The sequence below is a fragment of the Rothia sp. 11254D007BW genome (assembly GCF_053548195.1).
This window is the reverse complement of the sequence record NZ_JBPWPK010000001.1, coordinates 521,591-536,149: the sequence shown is the minus strand read 5'-3', so window position 1 is coordinate 536,149 and position 14,559 is coordinate 521,591. Positions and strand designations below refer to the sequence as shown.

The 14,559-nt window shown below is 61.4% G+C and carries 12 protein-coding genes; 2 read left to right on the top strand and 10 right to left on the bottom strand.

What is annotated here, in order from left to right; genetic code table 11:
• Positions 1–84: 84 nt before the first annotated feature.
• The 3 genes from rpmA to ACEE43_RS02410 all read right to left on the bottom strand — a co-directional run bounded on the left by rpmA (position 85) and on the right by ACEE43_RS02410 (position 4,296).
• Complete coding sequence (rpmA, locus tag ACEE43_RS02420) at positions 85–342, bottom strand: 50S ribosomal protein L27 (protein ID WP_135013898.1); 258 nt, start codon at positions 340–342, stop codon at positions 85–87.
• A gap of 53 nt (positions 343–395) precedes the next feature.
• Positions 396–707 (bottom strand): 50S ribosomal protein L21, encoded by a 312-nt coding sequence (gene rplU / locus ACEE43_RS02415; protein ID WP_135013897.1) that lies wholly within the window; start codon positions 705–707, stop codon positions 396–398.
• 397 nt (positions 708–1,104) lie between these two features.
• Positions 1,105–4,296, bottom strand: coding sequence for an Rne/Rng family ribonuclease (locus ACEE43_RS02410; RefSeq protein ID WP_449107076.1), 3,192 nt, complete (start codon positions 4,294–4,296; stop codon positions 1,105–1,107).
• 530 nt (positions 4,297–4,826) lie between these two features.
• Between ACEE43_RS02410 and ACEE43_RS02405 the strand changes: the two genes are divergently transcribed.
• Positions 4,827–5,453: a vitamin K epoxide reductase family protein gene (locus ACEE43_RS02405; protein WP_449107075.1), complete on the top strand. Its 627-nt coding sequence runs from the start codon at positions 4,827–4,829 to the stop codon at positions 5,451–5,453.
• 77 nt (positions 5,454–5,530) lie between these two features.
• Here the strand turns inward: ACEE43_RS02405 and ndk are convergent, their stop codons facing one another.
• The 5 genes from ndk to ACEE43_RS02380 form a co-directional block, all read right to left on the bottom strand.
• On the bottom strand, positions 5,531–5,947 hold the full coding sequence (ndk, locus tag ACEE43_RS02400) for a nucleoside-diphosphate kinase (protein ID WP_449107074.1): 417 nt from the start codon (positions 5,945–5,947) through the stop codon (positions 5,531–5,533).
• Between the two features lie 58 nt (positions 5,948–6,005).
• Positions 6,006–6,443 carry a DUF4233 domain-containing protein gene (locus ACEE43_RS02395; RefSeq protein WP_449107135.1) on the bottom strand — a complete coding sequence of 146 codons (438 nt, stop codon included), beginning with the start codon at positions 6,441–6,443 and terminating at the stop codon, positions 6,006–6,008.
• A gap of 10 nt (positions 6,444–6,453) precedes the next feature.
• Positions 6,454–7,878 carry a bifunctional folylpolyglutamate synthase/dihydrofolate synthase gene (locus ACEE43_RS02390; protein ID WP_449107073.1) on the bottom strand — a complete coding sequence of 475 codons (1,425 nt, stop codon included), beginning with the start codon at positions 7,876–7,878 and terminating at the stop codon, positions 6,454–6,456.
• A complete protein-coding gene (gene ileS / locus ACEE43_RS02385; RefSeq protein ID WP_449107072.1) occupies positions 7,879–11,181 on the bottom strand; it encodes an isoleucine--tRNA ligase in 3,303 nt (1,100 codons plus the stop codon).
• A 726-nt stretch (positions 11,182–11,907) separates the two neighbouring features.
• Positions 11,908–12,192 (bottom strand): DUF559 domain-containing protein, encoded by a 285-nt coding sequence (locus ACEE43_RS02380; RefSeq protein ID WP_449107071.1) that lies wholly within the window; start codon positions 12,190–12,192, stop codon positions 11,908–11,910.
• Between the two features lie 875 nt (positions 12,193–13,067).
• On the opposite strand from ACEE43_RS02380, the gene ACEE43_RS02375 reads away from it, so the two are divergent.
• Positions 13,068–13,769 carry a GNAT family N-acetyltransferase gene (locus tag ACEE43_RS02375; RefSeq protein WP_449107070.1) on the top strand — a complete coding sequence of 234 codons (702 nt, stop codon included), beginning with the start codon at positions 13,068–13,070 and terminating at the stop codon, positions 13,767–13,769.
• Here the strand turns inward: ACEE43_RS02375 and ACEE43_RS02370 are convergent.
• Positions 13,766–14,218: a precorrin-2 dehydrogenase/sirohydrochlorin ferrochelatase family protein gene (locus ACEE43_RS02370; RefSeq protein ID WP_449107069.1), complete on the bottom strand. Its 453-nt coding sequence runs from the start codon at positions 14,216–14,218 to the stop codon at positions 13,766–13,768. The two genes, ACEE43_RS02375 and ACEE43_RS02370, sit on opposite strands and share 4 nt — an antisense overlap.
• A complete protein-coding gene (gene nirD / locus ACEE43_RS02365; RefSeq protein ID WP_449107068.1) occupies positions 14,215–14,547 on the bottom strand; it encodes a nitrite reductase small subunit NirD in 333 nt (110 codons plus the stop codon). The genes ACEE43_RS02370 and nirD overlap by 4 nt, the downstream gene beginning before the upstream one ends.
• Positions 14,548–14,559 lie beyond the last annotated feature (12 nt).

Sequence of the window (14,559 nt, the reverse complement as noted above, 5' to 3'; positions counted from 1 at the left end):
CGGCTTTGCGGAGGTGAGGTACGCAAAAGGGCGATTACGAGTTGCCCCGTAATCGCCCTTCTACTGAGGTGAGGTGTTTAGACCTTACTCAGCGGCTGCAAGGATGTTGACTACCTTGCGGCCCTTGCGGGTACCGAATTCGACCTTGCCTGCTGCCAGAGCGAACAGGGTGTCGTCGCCACCGCGGCCTACGTTGTTGCCGGGGTGGAAGTGGGTGCCGCGCTGACGAACGAGGATTTCGCCTGCGTTGACGGTTTCGCCGCCGTAGCGCTTAACACCGAGGTACTGGGGGTTTGAGTCACGGCCGTTACGGGTGGAGCTTGCGCCCTTCTTATGTGCCATTGATGCCTACCTTAGGTCAAAGAATGTTGGGATAAAACCAGTCTAAGCTGAACTTATGCGTTGATCGCGGTGATCTTAACGGTGGTCAGTTCGGCGCGGAAGCCCTGACGCTTCTTGTAACCGGTCTTGTTCTTGTACTTCTGAATAACGATCTTAGGACCGCGGAGGTCTTCGATCTTTTCTGCGGTGACCTTGGCTGAAGCCAGGGACTTTGCATCAACGGTGACCTTGTCGCCGTCAACCAGCATCAGCACGGGCAGCTCAATGGTGCTACCGGGCTCGCCAGCGACGCGGTCAAGGGTAACCAGGTCTCCAACTGAGACCTTTTCCTGGCGGCCGCCAGCGCGGACAATTGCGTATGCCACTTGGGAACTCACTTCTTCTTGACGTCATTTTAATGGTTCAAAACGGGTCTTCCTGAAATGAACTCGGGCTCAACAGCAAGGTGGTGACCCGGTTTGCACAGTAAATACCGGGCGGTTTCAGGTTCTATCGTTTTGAGATGGTTTGGCCTTATTCCGTGTGGAATATGCCTAGCTGAGTCCACGCTAACGCTTGCTTGTGGAAACAGCACCGACTCACCAGTTTACGTGGTGAGTCGGTGCTGAGCAAGATATGTGGTGAACCCCTCAGGAGGTGTGGCGAGCTCGCAGCGAAGCTGCTGGCTCGGCGGCTGGCGTGAATCGCTTGTGAGCGAAGCGAACCAGCGAGAGGGTCGGCAGCGAGCGCGAGCTTGCCATACCTCGTTATAGGTTGTTTCCCTTACTTACCTGCCCGCTTGATCTCTGCAGCTGAGACGCCGACGCCGAGCATGACGGGGGCGTCATCGCTGGATGCTGCGGGCTTGACTGCCTGGTCGATGCTGGCTACCACGGAACTACCGCTTGCAGCCTTGACCTCTTCGGTGCGTACCTCGGTGGAGCCTGCACCTGAGCTGACGGCACGGCGGGAGCGGCGCTTCTTGCGGGGCGCTTCGCTGGGAGCAGCTGCGGGTGCGGACGCCTCGGCCGGGGTTTCGCTGGGTGCTTCGACCTTCTTGCCGGGGGTGGCGACACCGGTGACGGCCGGGTCTGCTGCGACCTCGATGGGGGCGACGTACTTGACGTCGGAGCTTGAGGCGCGGCGGGGCTTGCGAGTACGACCCTTACCTGACTCATCCTGGTTCCGGGCGCCTCGGCGGTCGGTGCGGTCTGCACGGCCGGATCGGCCGGTACGCTCACCTGAGTTTGCTGCCTCTTCACCCTCGCGCGGCTCGTAGTCGCGTCCGGCCTTTTGGGAGGCTCGGGCACGGGCTTCACCGGCGCGGATCGCGTCGAGTCGAGATGAGTTCTGGGTGAAACGGGAGTCAGCCTCGGGGTCTACATCAAGTGAGGCATCGGAGTTAGCTGAAAAATCATCTGCTGAGATCTCTTCACGCTTCTTGCCGCCTCGGCGCTTGGTCTGGTTGCGGGACCGTCCGCGCCCCTCGCTGCGCTCTTCGGTCTCAGCGTCACTATCGGTATCAAAGACCGCAGCCAGAGATTCGAGGGTGAAGGAGCCCTGCTCCCCCATGTTCTCTTCAGTTTCTGGCTCTACACCGGTGGGTAGTTCGATGACCTCGTCGCCGATGGTGAGCACCTGCTCGCCGCGGGCGTCCTGATTCTGCTGGTTCTCCAGCTCCAGGCCGGCCTCGGCGCGGCGGTTGCGCTTGCGGCGCTTGCGCTTACGGGCTGACTTGGACTCGGTCTCGCCCTGCTCGTCCTCGTGGTGGGCGCTGGCGGCAACGATGTTGGCCAGAGCAGCTTTGCGAGCCTCGGTCTTCTGCTCTGTCTCTTCGTCAACTTCGCTGAAGTCGCGGCGGTTCTGGGTCTTCTGGTTGCGGTAGCGCTTGCGGTCATCGCGCTCGGCGCGGTGGATGAAGTCGCTGGCACCACCAGAGCGGCCCTTGAGGGGCTGGTCATGCACGAGAATACCGCGGCCAGCGCAGGCTTCACAGGGTTCTGAGAAGACTTCGAGCAGGCCGGTGCCCATACGCTTACGGGTCATCTGCACCAGACCCAGGGAGGTAACTTCGGCCACCTGGTGCTTGGTGCGGTCGCGTCCCAGGCACTCTACCAGGCGGCGGAGCACCAGGTCACGGTTAGATTCGAGCACCATGTCGATAAAGTCGATGACCACGATGCCGCCGATGTCGCGCAGGCGCAGCTGGCGCACGATTTCTTCGGCTGCTTCGAGGTTGTTCTTAGTGACGGTTTCTTCGAGGTTGCCGCCAGAGCCGGTGAACTTGCCAGTGTTCACGTCCACCACGGTCATCGCTTCGGTGCGGTCAATGACCAGGGAGCCGCCGGAGGGCAGGTAGACCTTGCGGTCTAGGGCCTTAGCCAGCTGCTCTTCAATCCGGTAGTGGTCAAAGAGGTCGTCATCCTCTTCCCACTTCTTCAGGCGGTCCAGCAGGTCGGGGGCAACGTAGGTGACGTAGGCTTCGATGGAGTCCCAGGCGTCGGTGCCCTGCACCATCATGGAGGTGAAGTCTTCGTTGAAGACATCGCGCACGGTCTTGATGGTCAGGTCGGGTTCCTGGTAGAGCAGTTCGGGGGCCAGCACCTTGCGGGATTCGCTCTTGGCCTTGATTTCTTCCCACTGCACGCGCAGGCGGTTGATGTCGTTGCTCAGCTCTTCTTCGCTGGCACCTTCTGCAGCGGTGCGGACGATGACCCCGGCGTCCTCGGGCAGCCGGTCCTTGAGAATCTTCTTCAGGCGCTGACGCTCAACGTCGGGCAGCTTGCGGGAGATACCGGTCATGGAGCCACCGGGCACGTAGACCAGGTAGCGGCCGGGCAGGGAGACCTGGCTGGTCAGGCGGGCGCCCTTGTGGCCGACGGGGTCTTTGGTGACCTGCACCAGTACCGAGTCGCCTGCTTTGAGGGCGTTTTCGATCTTGCGGGGGGCACCGTCGAGGCCGGTGACGTCCCAGTTCACTTCACCGGCGTAGAGCACGGCGTTGCGGCCGCGGCCAATATCGACGAAGGCAGCTTCCATGGAGGGCAGAACGTTCTGGACCTTGCCCAGGTAGACGTTGCCAATCAAGGAGTCCTGCTGGGTCTTGGACACAAAGTGCTCGGCTAAAACGCCATCTTCGAGCACGCCAATCTGGATGCGGTCGTCCTTCTGGCGAACCAGCATCTGGCGGTCGACGGACTCGCGGCGGGCCAGGAACTCAGCCTCGGTAATAATCTGGCGGCGGCGTCCGGTGGCGCGGGTTTCTCGGCGGCGGATGCGCTTGGCTTCCAGGCGGGTTGAGCCGCGGACGCCGGTAACCCGGTTGGTGCTGTGGGAGTCAGACAGGCGGGGGGCGCGCACCTTAACAATGGTATCCTCGGGGTCGCCCTCGGTACCGCCTTCAAATTCCAGGTCGGCGTCCCCGCGGCGGCGGCGACGGCGGCGGTGGGAGGTGATTTCGGGGTCAAGGTCAGCTAGGCGGCGCTCACGGCGCTCAGCTTCTTCGGCCTCGCGGCGGGCCTCCTTTTCGGCCCGCAGCTGCTCCATGATTTCGTCCATGTTGGGCGAGTAGAACAGCAGATTGTTTGAGCTCACAGCGGCGTTGACCTGGGCTAGCTCTTCTTCCTTGAGCTCACGCAGGCTCTTCTGAGGAGCGGCAGGCTCTTCAGCGGTTTCGGCGGGGGCTTCTTCTGCTTCTGCAGACTCTGCCTCAGTTTCTGCTACTTCTTCTGTGGTTTCTTCGGCAGGCTCGGTTTCTGCGGCGGGAGTCTCAGCGGCCTGCTTGCTCTCTTCTGCCTCATCGGGCTGAGCTTCGGTAGTTTCTTCAGCCTGTGTAACGGCCTTCGCTTCGGGGCCCTTGGCCTGGGCCTCTTCGACCTCGGTGCTTACTTCGGCAACCTGTTCAGCGGCTGCGGTAGCTTCTGCAGCCTGGGTTTCTTCGAGGTTTTCTACAACCTCGGACTGTTCGCTGCTCATCAGCGTTCACTCTCCTTGTGTTCGTATGCCCCTGCCGCACCAGTGGTCTTGCCTGTAGTCGGCGGTCCCTACCCTAAGGGGTGGTCCGCCGAAATCCTTGGCTACCCGGCTCAACCGTGAGCTCCTTGGCGTACTCGGCAGGTCAAGGCTTCTGTGCTCCATGCCGAGGGGAACCGGGCCAGCGGCAACAACCCGAGGCAGCGCTAGGGCTGCACTTGATGGGGCTTGACGGTAAGGACGCCTGCGGGTAGGCAGTGCGTCACCGGCCGTTTCGGGGTGCCTGCTGGGTAGCGCTACCGCGTGCGGGCGGCACACTACCACACCCATTCTCTCACACCCGGGCTCTTTTCACCCCATCTAGAACCGAACTCACCCCACACCGGGCCGCCCTGCCCAAACCAGCTCACCCCGGGCGCCCTTACCTGGGAACTTAGTAAAGAAAACCTGCCCCAACCCCGCAAAACCGGGCGGGCTTGAAGCCTGCCCCGTAGTATGGGGAAAGAAAGTTTTATACAGCCTAAGGATTCACTGTGTCTACCCCCGTGAACACCCCCGATACTGAGAGCGGTATCAGCCAGGCCCAGCTCGATCGCAGGCTCGGCTGGTTCACCCTGATTCCCGGCCTGCTGGCCTTCGGAGCCGCCGCCATGCTGGTCTACGAGCGCCTACAGATTTACATGGACGGCGCCCACCGGTCGGTCTGTGATATCAACGCCCTACTCAATTGCGGCACCGTCATGCGCACCTGGCAGGCAGAAGCCTTCGGCTTCCCCAACCCCTTTATCGGTATTGCCGGTTACGCCATCGTCCTTGCTATTTCAACCGCCCTGATTGCCGGTGCATCCTTTGCCCGCTGGTACTGGGTAGCCATGCAGGTAGGCCACACCTTAGCTATGGCCTTTGTGCTCTGGCTCTGGTACAACACCACCTTTGACATCAACGCCCTCTGCCTCTTCTGCATGGTGGTGTGGATTATGCAGACCGCCATTTTCGTCAAGGTCACCACCCGCAATATCCATGCAGGGGTGATACCGGCTTCTGAGAGCATCCGTCAGGCAGCTCCCAACTGGACCTGGTTCTCCATCATCCTGGTCTACATTTTGATTTTCGGCATTATCTTCATCCGCTTCTTCGATGTGATTATGGGAATGTTCTAAACCCCTCCCCACAGCAAAAGGCCGGGGCCCTCAATACGAGGGCCCCGGCTTTTTGTTCTGCTTAGTGGCGGGTCTTTTTAGGCACCGAACCAGAGCGCGATTTCGCGGTCTGCTGACTCTGCTGAGTCTGAACCGTGCACCAGGTTCTTCTGCACGCTCTCGCGCCAGTCACGGCCGAAGTCGCCGCGGATGGTGCCGGGGGCAGCGGTGGTGGGGTTAGAAGATCCCATGAGAGTGCGGGCGCCCTCAAGCACGCCGTTGCCCTCAAGCACGAGAGCAACCACGGGGCCTGAGCCCATGTAAGAGACCAGGGGCTCATAGAAGGGCTTGCCCTGGTGTTCCGCATAGTGCTGCTCAAGCAGCTCACGGGAGGGAACCAGCATCTTCAGCTCAGCAATGCGGTAGCCCTTACGCTCAAAACGGGCCAGCACCTGGCCGGTGAGGTTACGCTCCACACCGTCGGGCTTGACCAGAATCAGGGTACGCTCGGTCATGACAATCTCCTTTGATAGGTCAGGATGAGTTTTCACCCTTACCCTATCAGACAGCCCGCTAGGCGGGGTTAGCCTTCTCCCATTCCTCCTGTTCTTTGGCGCGGACGGCGTTCTCGGCGTCCAGGCGGGCACCGCGCGTCACCCCGTACCAGTAGGCCACAGCAAAAGCCGCTCCCACAAAGAACATGGAGGGCAGGGCAAAACCAACCAGAATCAGGGCAGCCTGCAGACCGTAGCCCAGGTGGTAGCCCCAGGGCTTCTTCAAGAAGGCCGGGGTGACTAGCAGGGCTGCTGCCAGGGCTAGACCCAGCACCCAAATGACCACCTTGACCCAGGTGGGGTCGTTGAAGTGGTGGCCAAAAATTGCCAGGGTTGCAAAGAAGGCAACCAGGGCTTCGAGCGAGAGCACCATCGAGGTAAACATGACCTTGATAGAGCGCTGCTTTTTCGGCTGGCCCGGGCGCCATTCGCGCTGGGCGCGCGTCATTCTCGCCATCATCTCTCCTTTACAGTCCGAGCAGGGTGCTAGCTTCGCCCACCACGGTGATAGAGCCGGTGACCAGTACCGCGGAGTTCAGGTTGGGCACATCGGCTGCTGCCGTCACCGCTGCGGACAGAGCATCGGGAATGTTCTCGTAGGTCTCGATGGCGTCTTCATCAAAACCAGCGTCGAGGGCCAGCTCAGCTAGCTCTTCCGGGGCAATGGCACGCGGGGAGTCTGACTTAGTCAGGTGCAGTACCGTGCGCCACTCTGCCCGATCAACGTACTCGTCAAAGAGCAGGTTCAGCATGGTCGCGGCGTCCTTTTCACCCAGGATACCCACCACCAGGTGCAGTTCTTCGAAACTGAAGGACTCCTTAAAGGCAGCTGCCGAAGCAATGACACCGTGGGGGTTGTGGGCGGCATCGAGCACCACGGGCGGCTCGGTACGGGCTACCTCTAGACGGCCCGGCGAGCGCACCTCGCCAAAGGCCAGCTTGATGAGGTCGAGGCTCAGTTCCTTCTCTCCCCCGCCCAAGAAGGCCTCAACCGCGGCCAGGGCCACGGCGGCGTTCTGGGCCTGGTGGGCACCGAAGAGGGGCAGGGCTATGTCTTCGTAGCGACCAGCTAGCCCCTGGATGGTAAGCAGCTGCCCGCCCACACCGGCGGTGCGGTCGACAGCGCCGAACTCTACGCCTTCAAAGCGGTAGTCGGCGTTGTGGGCGCGGGCGGCTTCGAGCAGGACCTGGGCGGCGGATGGGTCCTGGGCAGCGGAGATGAGGAAGCCGCCGTCCTTAATAATCCCTGCTTTCTCACCGGCAATCTCGGCGAGGGTCTCCCCCAGCATGTCGGTGTGGTCCAGGCCGATGGGGGTAACCACCGATACGGTAGCGTCGGCCACGTTGGTGGCGTCCCAGGAACCTCCGATGCCGACTTCCAGAACCATGACGTCCACCGGCTCGTCCGCAAAAATAGCGAAGGCCAGGATAGTCAGGGCTTCAAAGTAGGTAATGCGGGGGGCACCGGTTGCCTCTAGTTCAGCGTCCACTATCTGCAGGTAGGGCTGAATCTCGCCCCAGATCCGCACAAAGGTGGAATCTGCCACGGGCGCCCCGTCAATCGAGATCCGCTCGGTGACCTTGGAAATATGGGGGCTGGTGTAGCGGCCCACACGGATGTCGTGCGCCATGAGCAGGCGCTCAATCATGCGGGCGGTTGAGGTTTTGCCGTTGGTGCCGGTGATGTGGATGACCGGGGCTGCCTTGTTAGGTTCGCCCAGAATTTCCACGGCACGGGTCATCGCGTCGAGGCGGGGGGCCATCTTGTGCTCGGGGGCACGAGCCAGCAGGTCGGCGTAGACCGAGGCTACGCCGAGGGCGTCGTCAGCGCGAGCGCCCTCGGCAGCAATCTCGGCAAACACGGGGTCAAGCTCCATGTTGTCCTTGGTCATTTATGCCTTCTTCACGGTCGCTGAGAATTCAGCGCCCTCGAGGTAGGTCACAGCCACAGCCAGGGTTTCACCGGCCACCAGTTCCTCATGCTTCTTGATAGCTTCGAGGTCGGCTGCGGGAGCGGTGATGGTCAGCTCGATGCGGTCTGAGACATTCAGGCCGGCGTCCTTACGCTCGGACTGGATGGCGCGGACGGCGTCGCGGGCAGTACCCTCGGCGCGCAGCTCGTCGGTGAGGGTGGTGTCGAGTACCAGGAAGCCACCGCCGGGCAGAACCGAGACGGCGCGCTCTGCAGCGCCGTCGGTTTCTGCGACCACGGTTTCAAGCTCGTACTCGCCCGGCTCCAGAGCCATGTTGTCGGCACCCACCACAACGGTGCCGTCCTCGGTGACCTTCCAGTCCCCGCTCTTAGAAGCCTTGATGGCAACCTGCACCTGCTTGCCCAGACGGGGGCCTGCGGCGCGGGCATTGACCTTGAGCTGCTGGGAGATACCGAAGTCAGCAGGAGCCACCTCGGCAGCGTCCAGAAGCTCAACCGCCTTGATGTTGAGCTCATCAGCGATGATTGACTCAAAGGTGCCGGCCAGGTCCTTGCCACCGGCAACCGCCACGGTCAGGGCGGCCAGGGGCTGGCGCACGCGCAGCTTGTGGGCCTTACGCAGAGCAGAACCGGAAGAAGCGACAGCGCGGGTGGTCTCCATCAGGGCCAGCAGCCCAGCCTCGTCCTTGAAATCCGCAGGTGAGGGCAGGTCGGTCAGGTGAACCGAACGCTCCCCGGTCAGGCCGCGGTAGATTTCTTCGGTGGTCAAAGGCAGCAGGGGGGCCGCCATCTTCACGAAGGTCACCAGGGCGGTGTAGAGCACGTCGAAGGCCTCGGTGTCTTCGTTGAAGAACCGCTCGCGGGAGCGGCGCACATACCAGTTGGTCAGGGCATCGGTGTAGGTGCGCAGAGCCTCGCAGGCGGCAGATACATCGTAGGCATCCATAGCCTCGGTAACCTCGGCAACCAGCTGACGGGTCTTACCCAGGATAAAGCGGTCCATCACATGTTCGGCCTCGGTAACCAACTTGGCCTCGTAGCCTGCACCGCCGTTGGCAGCGTTGGTGTAGAGGGCGAAGAAGTGGTAGACGTTCCACAGGGGCAGCATGACCTGGCGGACGCCCTCGCGGATGCCCTGCTCGGTCACAATCAGGTTGCCGCCGCGCAGAATCGGGGACGACATCAGGAACCAGCGCATGGCGTCCGAACCGTCGCGATCCAGAACCTCGGAGACGTCCGGGTAGTTACGCAGGGACTTAGACATCTTCTGGCCGTCCGAGCCCAGCACGATGCCGTGGGCAATGACGTTTTCAAAGGCGGTGCGGTCGAATAGGGCGGTGGCCAGAATGTGCATGGTGTAGAACCAACCGCGGGTCTGGCCAATGTACTCAACGATGAAGTCTGCCGGGTAGTGGGCCTCGAACCACTCCTTGTTTTCGAAGGGGTAGTGGAACTGGGCGAAGGGCATAGAACCGGAGTCGAACCAGACATCCAGCACGTCCTCCACGCGGCGCATGGTGGACTTGCCGGTGGGGTCATCCGGGTTGGGGCGGGTCAGCTCGTCGATGTAGGGGCGGTGCAGGTCGACTTCGCCATCCTTGTTCAGGGGCAGGCGGCCGAAGTCGGCTTCCAGCTCAGCCAGGGAGCCGTAGACATCGGTGCGGGGGTAGTTGGGGTCATCAGAGACCCAGACCGGAATCGGGGAGCCCCAGAAGCGGTTACGCGAGATGGACCAGTCGCGGGCGTTCTCAACCCACTTACCGAACTGGCCGTGCTTGACGTTCTCGGGAATCCAGTTGATGTCCTCATTCAGCTCGCTCATGCGGCCCTTGAAGTCGGTCACGCGCACGTACCAGGAGGTGATGGCGCGGTAGACCAGGGGGGTGCGGCAGCGCCAGCAGTGGGGGTAGGAGTGAACATAGGACTTCTCGCGAATCAGCACGCCGTCAGCCTTGAGGGTGTTGATGATGGTGCGGTTAGCCTCGAAAATCTGGACGCCGGCGATCTCAGCCAGGGGGGCACCGTCGGCCAGGGAAGAGTCGGCGAAGAGGTCCAGGAACTTGGCGCCCTCGTCGATAGACAGAATCACGGGGATACCGTAACCCTCACAGACCTTCTGGTCGTCCTCACCGTAGGCGGGTGCCTGGTGGACCAGACCGGTACCGTCGGTGGTGGTCACGTAGTCGGCAACCAGAATCTGCCAGGCCTTCTCGGTGCCGAACTTTTCTGCGTCGGTGAAGTAGTCCCACAGGGGTGCATAGCGCACGCCTTCGAGCTGGGCACCGGTGTAGGTGGCCAGGACGGCCTCGCGGGCGGCGTCCGCGGGCTTTTCAGCGTCCGCATAACCCAGGTCCTTAGCGTATTCGCCCAGCAGGTCAGCAGCCAGCAGGAAGCGGCGTCCTTCTAGATCACCAGCGCCGGGCACCACAACGTAGCTGATCTCGGGGCCAGCGGCCAGAGCCTGGTTAGTGGGCAGGGTCCAGGGGGTGGTGGTCCAGGCTAGCGCCTCAACACCGGCAAGTTCGGCGGCAACCTCGGGGTGCTTGGCCAGGGTGGCGTCGTCGGTGATGCGGAAAGCCACGGTGACGGACGGGTCCTGACGCTCCTTGTAGACGTCATCGTCCATACGCAGCTCGTGGTTCGAGAGCGGGGTTTCGTCCTTCCAGCAGTAGGGCAGCACGCGGAAGCCCTCGTAGGTCAGACCCTTATTGTGCAGCTGCTTGAAGGCCCAGATGACGGACTCCATGTACTCCACGTTCAGGGTCTTGTAGTCGTTCTCGAAGTCCACCCAGCGGGCCTGGCGGGTAACGTACTCTTCCCATTCCTTGGTGTACTTAAGCACCGAGGCGCGGGCAGCGTCGTTGAAGTTATCGATGCCCATCTCGATGATCTGCTGCTTATCGGTCATGCCCAGCTGCTTCATCGCTTCCAGCTCAGCGGGCAGGCCGTGGGTGTCCCAGCCGAAACGACGCTCAACCTTGTGGCCGCGCTGGGTCTGGTAGCGGGCGACCAGGTCCTTGACGTAGCCGGTCAGCAGGTGGCCGTAGTGGGGCAGGCCGTTAGCAAAGGGAGGGCCGTCGTTGAAGACGAACTCGTTAGCGCCGTTCTCGCCGGCGTCGCGGTTATCGATGGAGGCCTGGAAGGTGTCATCCTTCTTCCAGTAGTCCAGCACTGCTTCTTCGAGTGCGGGGAAAGAGGGGGAAGCGGCCACAAAACTGGCTCCGCTTGCGCTTGCCTTGGGGTAAACAGGCTTGTTGGTCATGGTTGCGCCCTTAGGTTCTTGTCTGCCTAGTACTTGGGGTGCAAGGACGCCTGCCCTCCCCCGTCCGCTCGACGGGTAAGGAACCTGCGCGGTACCACCTTGCTTACGTCAACCGGCTCGACCCCACCCCGAGCCGCACCGAAAAAGTGCGGGCGGGTATGGGTCTGCGCCGGGGCAGCCTACCGTCTCGTGAGATGAGGTAGGTTGCGCCCAGCGCAGGGTCGAACCGGTTATCAGTCGCTTCATGACAGCTGTTTCGGGCTTACCCGTCCGGGTCTACTGGGGCTATATCTATTCCGCGCACTCCCCTCGTCGCAACGAATTACGGGGGTGTGCAGGTACAGCCTGTTCTTCCGGATTGCTCGCCGGTGATAGCCGGGTCATTGCAACTGTTACCTATTTTAGGGGTAGGGGCGGTGGCTGTCTAACGGGTTTTTTGCTTTTCTGGCAGGTGCCCGCCGGGGCGGGGCGTGAATTACAGGCGTGTGAGCACAAGATGTAGTACAGGTGCGGACGCCCCGCCCCAAGATAGCGGATTACCGCCAGCTGGCAGGGTGAGCAGGGGAACCTAAATTACAATTCTTACCCCCGCCCCTATGCTCACCTTCAGGTCGCACCCGCAGGCGGGCGGCGTCCGCGCACCTCTTCTTCTCCTACTCCGCGAGCGTCCACCAGACTCTCAAAGTGCTTATTCCCCCGGTGGACGCTCCGAGAGTCTGGTGGACCCTAGAGACGGCGGGCACGGCTGAAAGCTCGCTCCATCTTGGTTTTGAGCTCGTGCGGACGCCGGGTGAGCTCGTCCCACGTTACTCGAACCACATCCCACCCCTGCCCCCGCAAGAGAGCCTCACGTTCGTTCTGCCGCCCAAAAACGTCCTCACGCTCACCAAACTGGGTGTATTTGATCTGCCCATCGAACTCAACGATGATCTTGAGATCTGGCCAGGCAAAATCTACCCTGAACTGCTGCCCATATACCCCAATCACGTACTGCTCGACAGGCCGAGGCAAACCACACCTCATCAAGAAAAGCCGCAGCAAACTCTCCCCCGGCGACTCACTGAGAGGGCTTACGATATCTGCAATTATGCGAGCCTGCACAGAGCCACGACCAGACAGCCCCCGTAAGGCCTGGGCCAGTTTTTGGTGCTCAATCTTCCGCAAAGAACTATCCGCAAGCACAAGTGCCTCTTCGAATTTCATCACCCTCATACAGTGAAGAACCGTATCGAGCGGTGCGGTTACATCCACACCCAAACTTTTCTCGGTTTCGTACCGGCCGTTTCTATGCCGTACAACCCGCGGTGAAGGGGTGCCGTGTGCCTGACCCACTGTATGGATAGCAGTAGGTATATGGAGTAGCCACATACCGTGTACCGCTGCCGCTGAATGGTGGGATAGCACCGAGGTTTTGAGCCTGCTTCTGCCATACCCGATGACACGGGCCAGATACTGCTGACTAGGGTAAAGCTGAGAGTGGAAACCACTTTCCATATAGCTTCCATAGCCAAGCCGCTGGTACTCGCCGCGAGCGACCGCGCGAGCGAGGGCGTCCTTGTTCATGCCTCGTGCAAATAGATCCTGTGTGGTCTGCACAGCCAAAGCAATTTCTTCTGGAGATTTCATGGTCAGATTGTGCGCTGATCCGGGCAGATTTCGCTAGATAGGCGCTTCCTGTGGATAGCGCTTTGCGCACCAGTGCACGGTGAGCGCGTTTAAAACGGTGCAGCCGTGACGCAGTATGACGCGGCTGAGCTAAGTGTCCACAAGAATCTTGCACCGCCTATTTGAGACATAAGCACTACGAGAGTCTGATGGGCGCTCAAGATGAACACGCCCCTGATACGCCGCTTGACTTGGGTTCAAGCACTACCCAGGAGAACACCATGCCCCTCATTAATGTCTCGTACGCATCTACTCAGTCTGATGAGAAGAAGGCCGAGCTGATTGCTGAACTCACCCGCACCTATGCCCGGGTGATGGGTGCCAAGGAAAGCTCGGTGTGGGTCATCCTGAACGAGGTGCCACGCACCGATTGGGGCGTGGGTGGGCAGCCTCTAGCAGAGCTTGACGCGGCAGCAGCTCACCAGCAGGACGCCCGTGTAGGGATTCGCCAGGCACAGCAGGAAGACCTGCCCGCCCTGGCCGCCATTGAGGCCGAGTGCTTCCCGGCGGCTGAAGCAGCGAGTGAGAGCGACCTGCGGGCCAGGTTTGAGGTTTTTGGCGAGCATTTCTGGGTACTTGAAGCTAACGGCGAAGTTGTCGCCTTTATCGACGGGCTGGTGACCGACTCCCCCGTTATCTTCGATGACCTCTATGAGAGCCCCCAGGCCCATACTCGACACGGGGCTTACCAGACGGTGTTTGGCATCAACACCCGCCCGGCCCACCGGGGCCGGGGGTACGCGTCCGCCCTGATAGAAAAGCTCATCGACCAGGCACGAGGGCAGGGGCGTACAGGGGTGATTCTTACCTGTAAGAAGGAGCTGATTGGCTTCTACGAGAAACTCGGCTTTGAGCTTGACGGAGTTTCAGAATCAACCCACGGCGGTGCCATCTGGCACGACATGACCCTGCACCTGAACTAGTCCCAGCCCAGCACCCCGGCGATACGGTTGAGCAGAGCAAGGGCTCGCCGCGGGTTACCCCCGCCAGAAACAGCCACCAGTTCATCGCCCCGCCTGCGGTGGGCCAGCGACCAGACTGGGGATTCCTGCGACGCCCCGCCCACTAGGCACCAGATTCCTCGCTCTTCGCAGAACTCAGCGACCCGTGCATTGAGGTCCGGCGAGTCCGTGAGCGCGTAGACCAGCCAGGCCCCGGCAAGATCTTCGGGAGTAAAAGGACGCAGGCGGGCAACAAGACTCCCCTCAGCCAGCAGGTTCTCCAGGTGGGCATCAAGAGAAGGAGCCACCACCTCAACCTGAGCCCCAGCCTCAATGAGGGGGCCTACCTTCCGGGCAGCGACCTGCCCCGCCCCGACCAGGAGGACCCGGCGTCCGCGCAGGTCAAGGGCTACCGGCAGCCGCTGAATCACGCGGGGAGCTCCGCCCAGATGTCACCGTCGCGCACTTCTACGGGGTACACAGGCAGGCGGTAGTCAGCCCCAGAGAGACAGTCGCCGCTGATGAGGGAATAGACCTCTTTATAGAGAGGGGATGTCACGGTGGGCTCGCCGCCCTTCTCTCCCAGGATGCCGCGGGCAATCACCAGGGCCCCGGAGGCAGGGTCCCTGTGGCTGGTGACGAAAATAGAATCGTCTGCGGCACGAAAGACCGCATACTGCTGCCTGTCAATCAGAGCCGCTTCACCCCAGTTAGGCTCCAGGTCGTTCTTGGTGCAGATTCGGTGCCACTGTGCTGTCACGGTGCCCTCCAT

Bases quoted from the DNA above. Each gene is read 5' to 3' on its own strand.
- rpmA (WP_135013898.1), bottom strand. From the start codon at position 342: ATGGCACATAAGAAGGGCGCAAGCTCCACCCGTAACGGCCGTGACTCA.
- ACEE43_RS02410 (WP_449107076.1), bottom strand. From the start codon at position 4,296: ATGAGCAGCGAACAGTCCGAGGTTGTAGAAAACCTCGAAGAAACCCAG.
- ndk (WP_449107074.1), bottom strand. From the start codon at position 5,947: ATGACCGAGCGTACCCTGATTCTGGTCAAGCCCGACGGTGTGGAGCGT.
- ACEE43_RS02395 (WP_449107135.1), bottom strand. From the start codon at position 6,443: ATGGCGAGAATGACGCGCGCCCAGCGCGAATGGCGCCCGGGCCAGCCG.
- ACEE43_RS02390 (WP_449107073.1), bottom strand. From the start codon at position 7,878: ATGACCAAGGACAACATGGAGCTTGACCCCGTGTTTGCCGAGATTGCT.
- ileS (WP_449107072.1), bottom strand. From the start codon at position 11,181: ATGACCAACAAGCCTGTTTACCCCAAGGCAAGCGCAAGCGGAGCCAGT.
- ACEE43_RS02375 (WP_449107070.1), top strand. From the start codon at position 13,068: ATGCCCCTCATTAATGTCTCGTACGCATCTACTCAGTCTGATGAGAAG.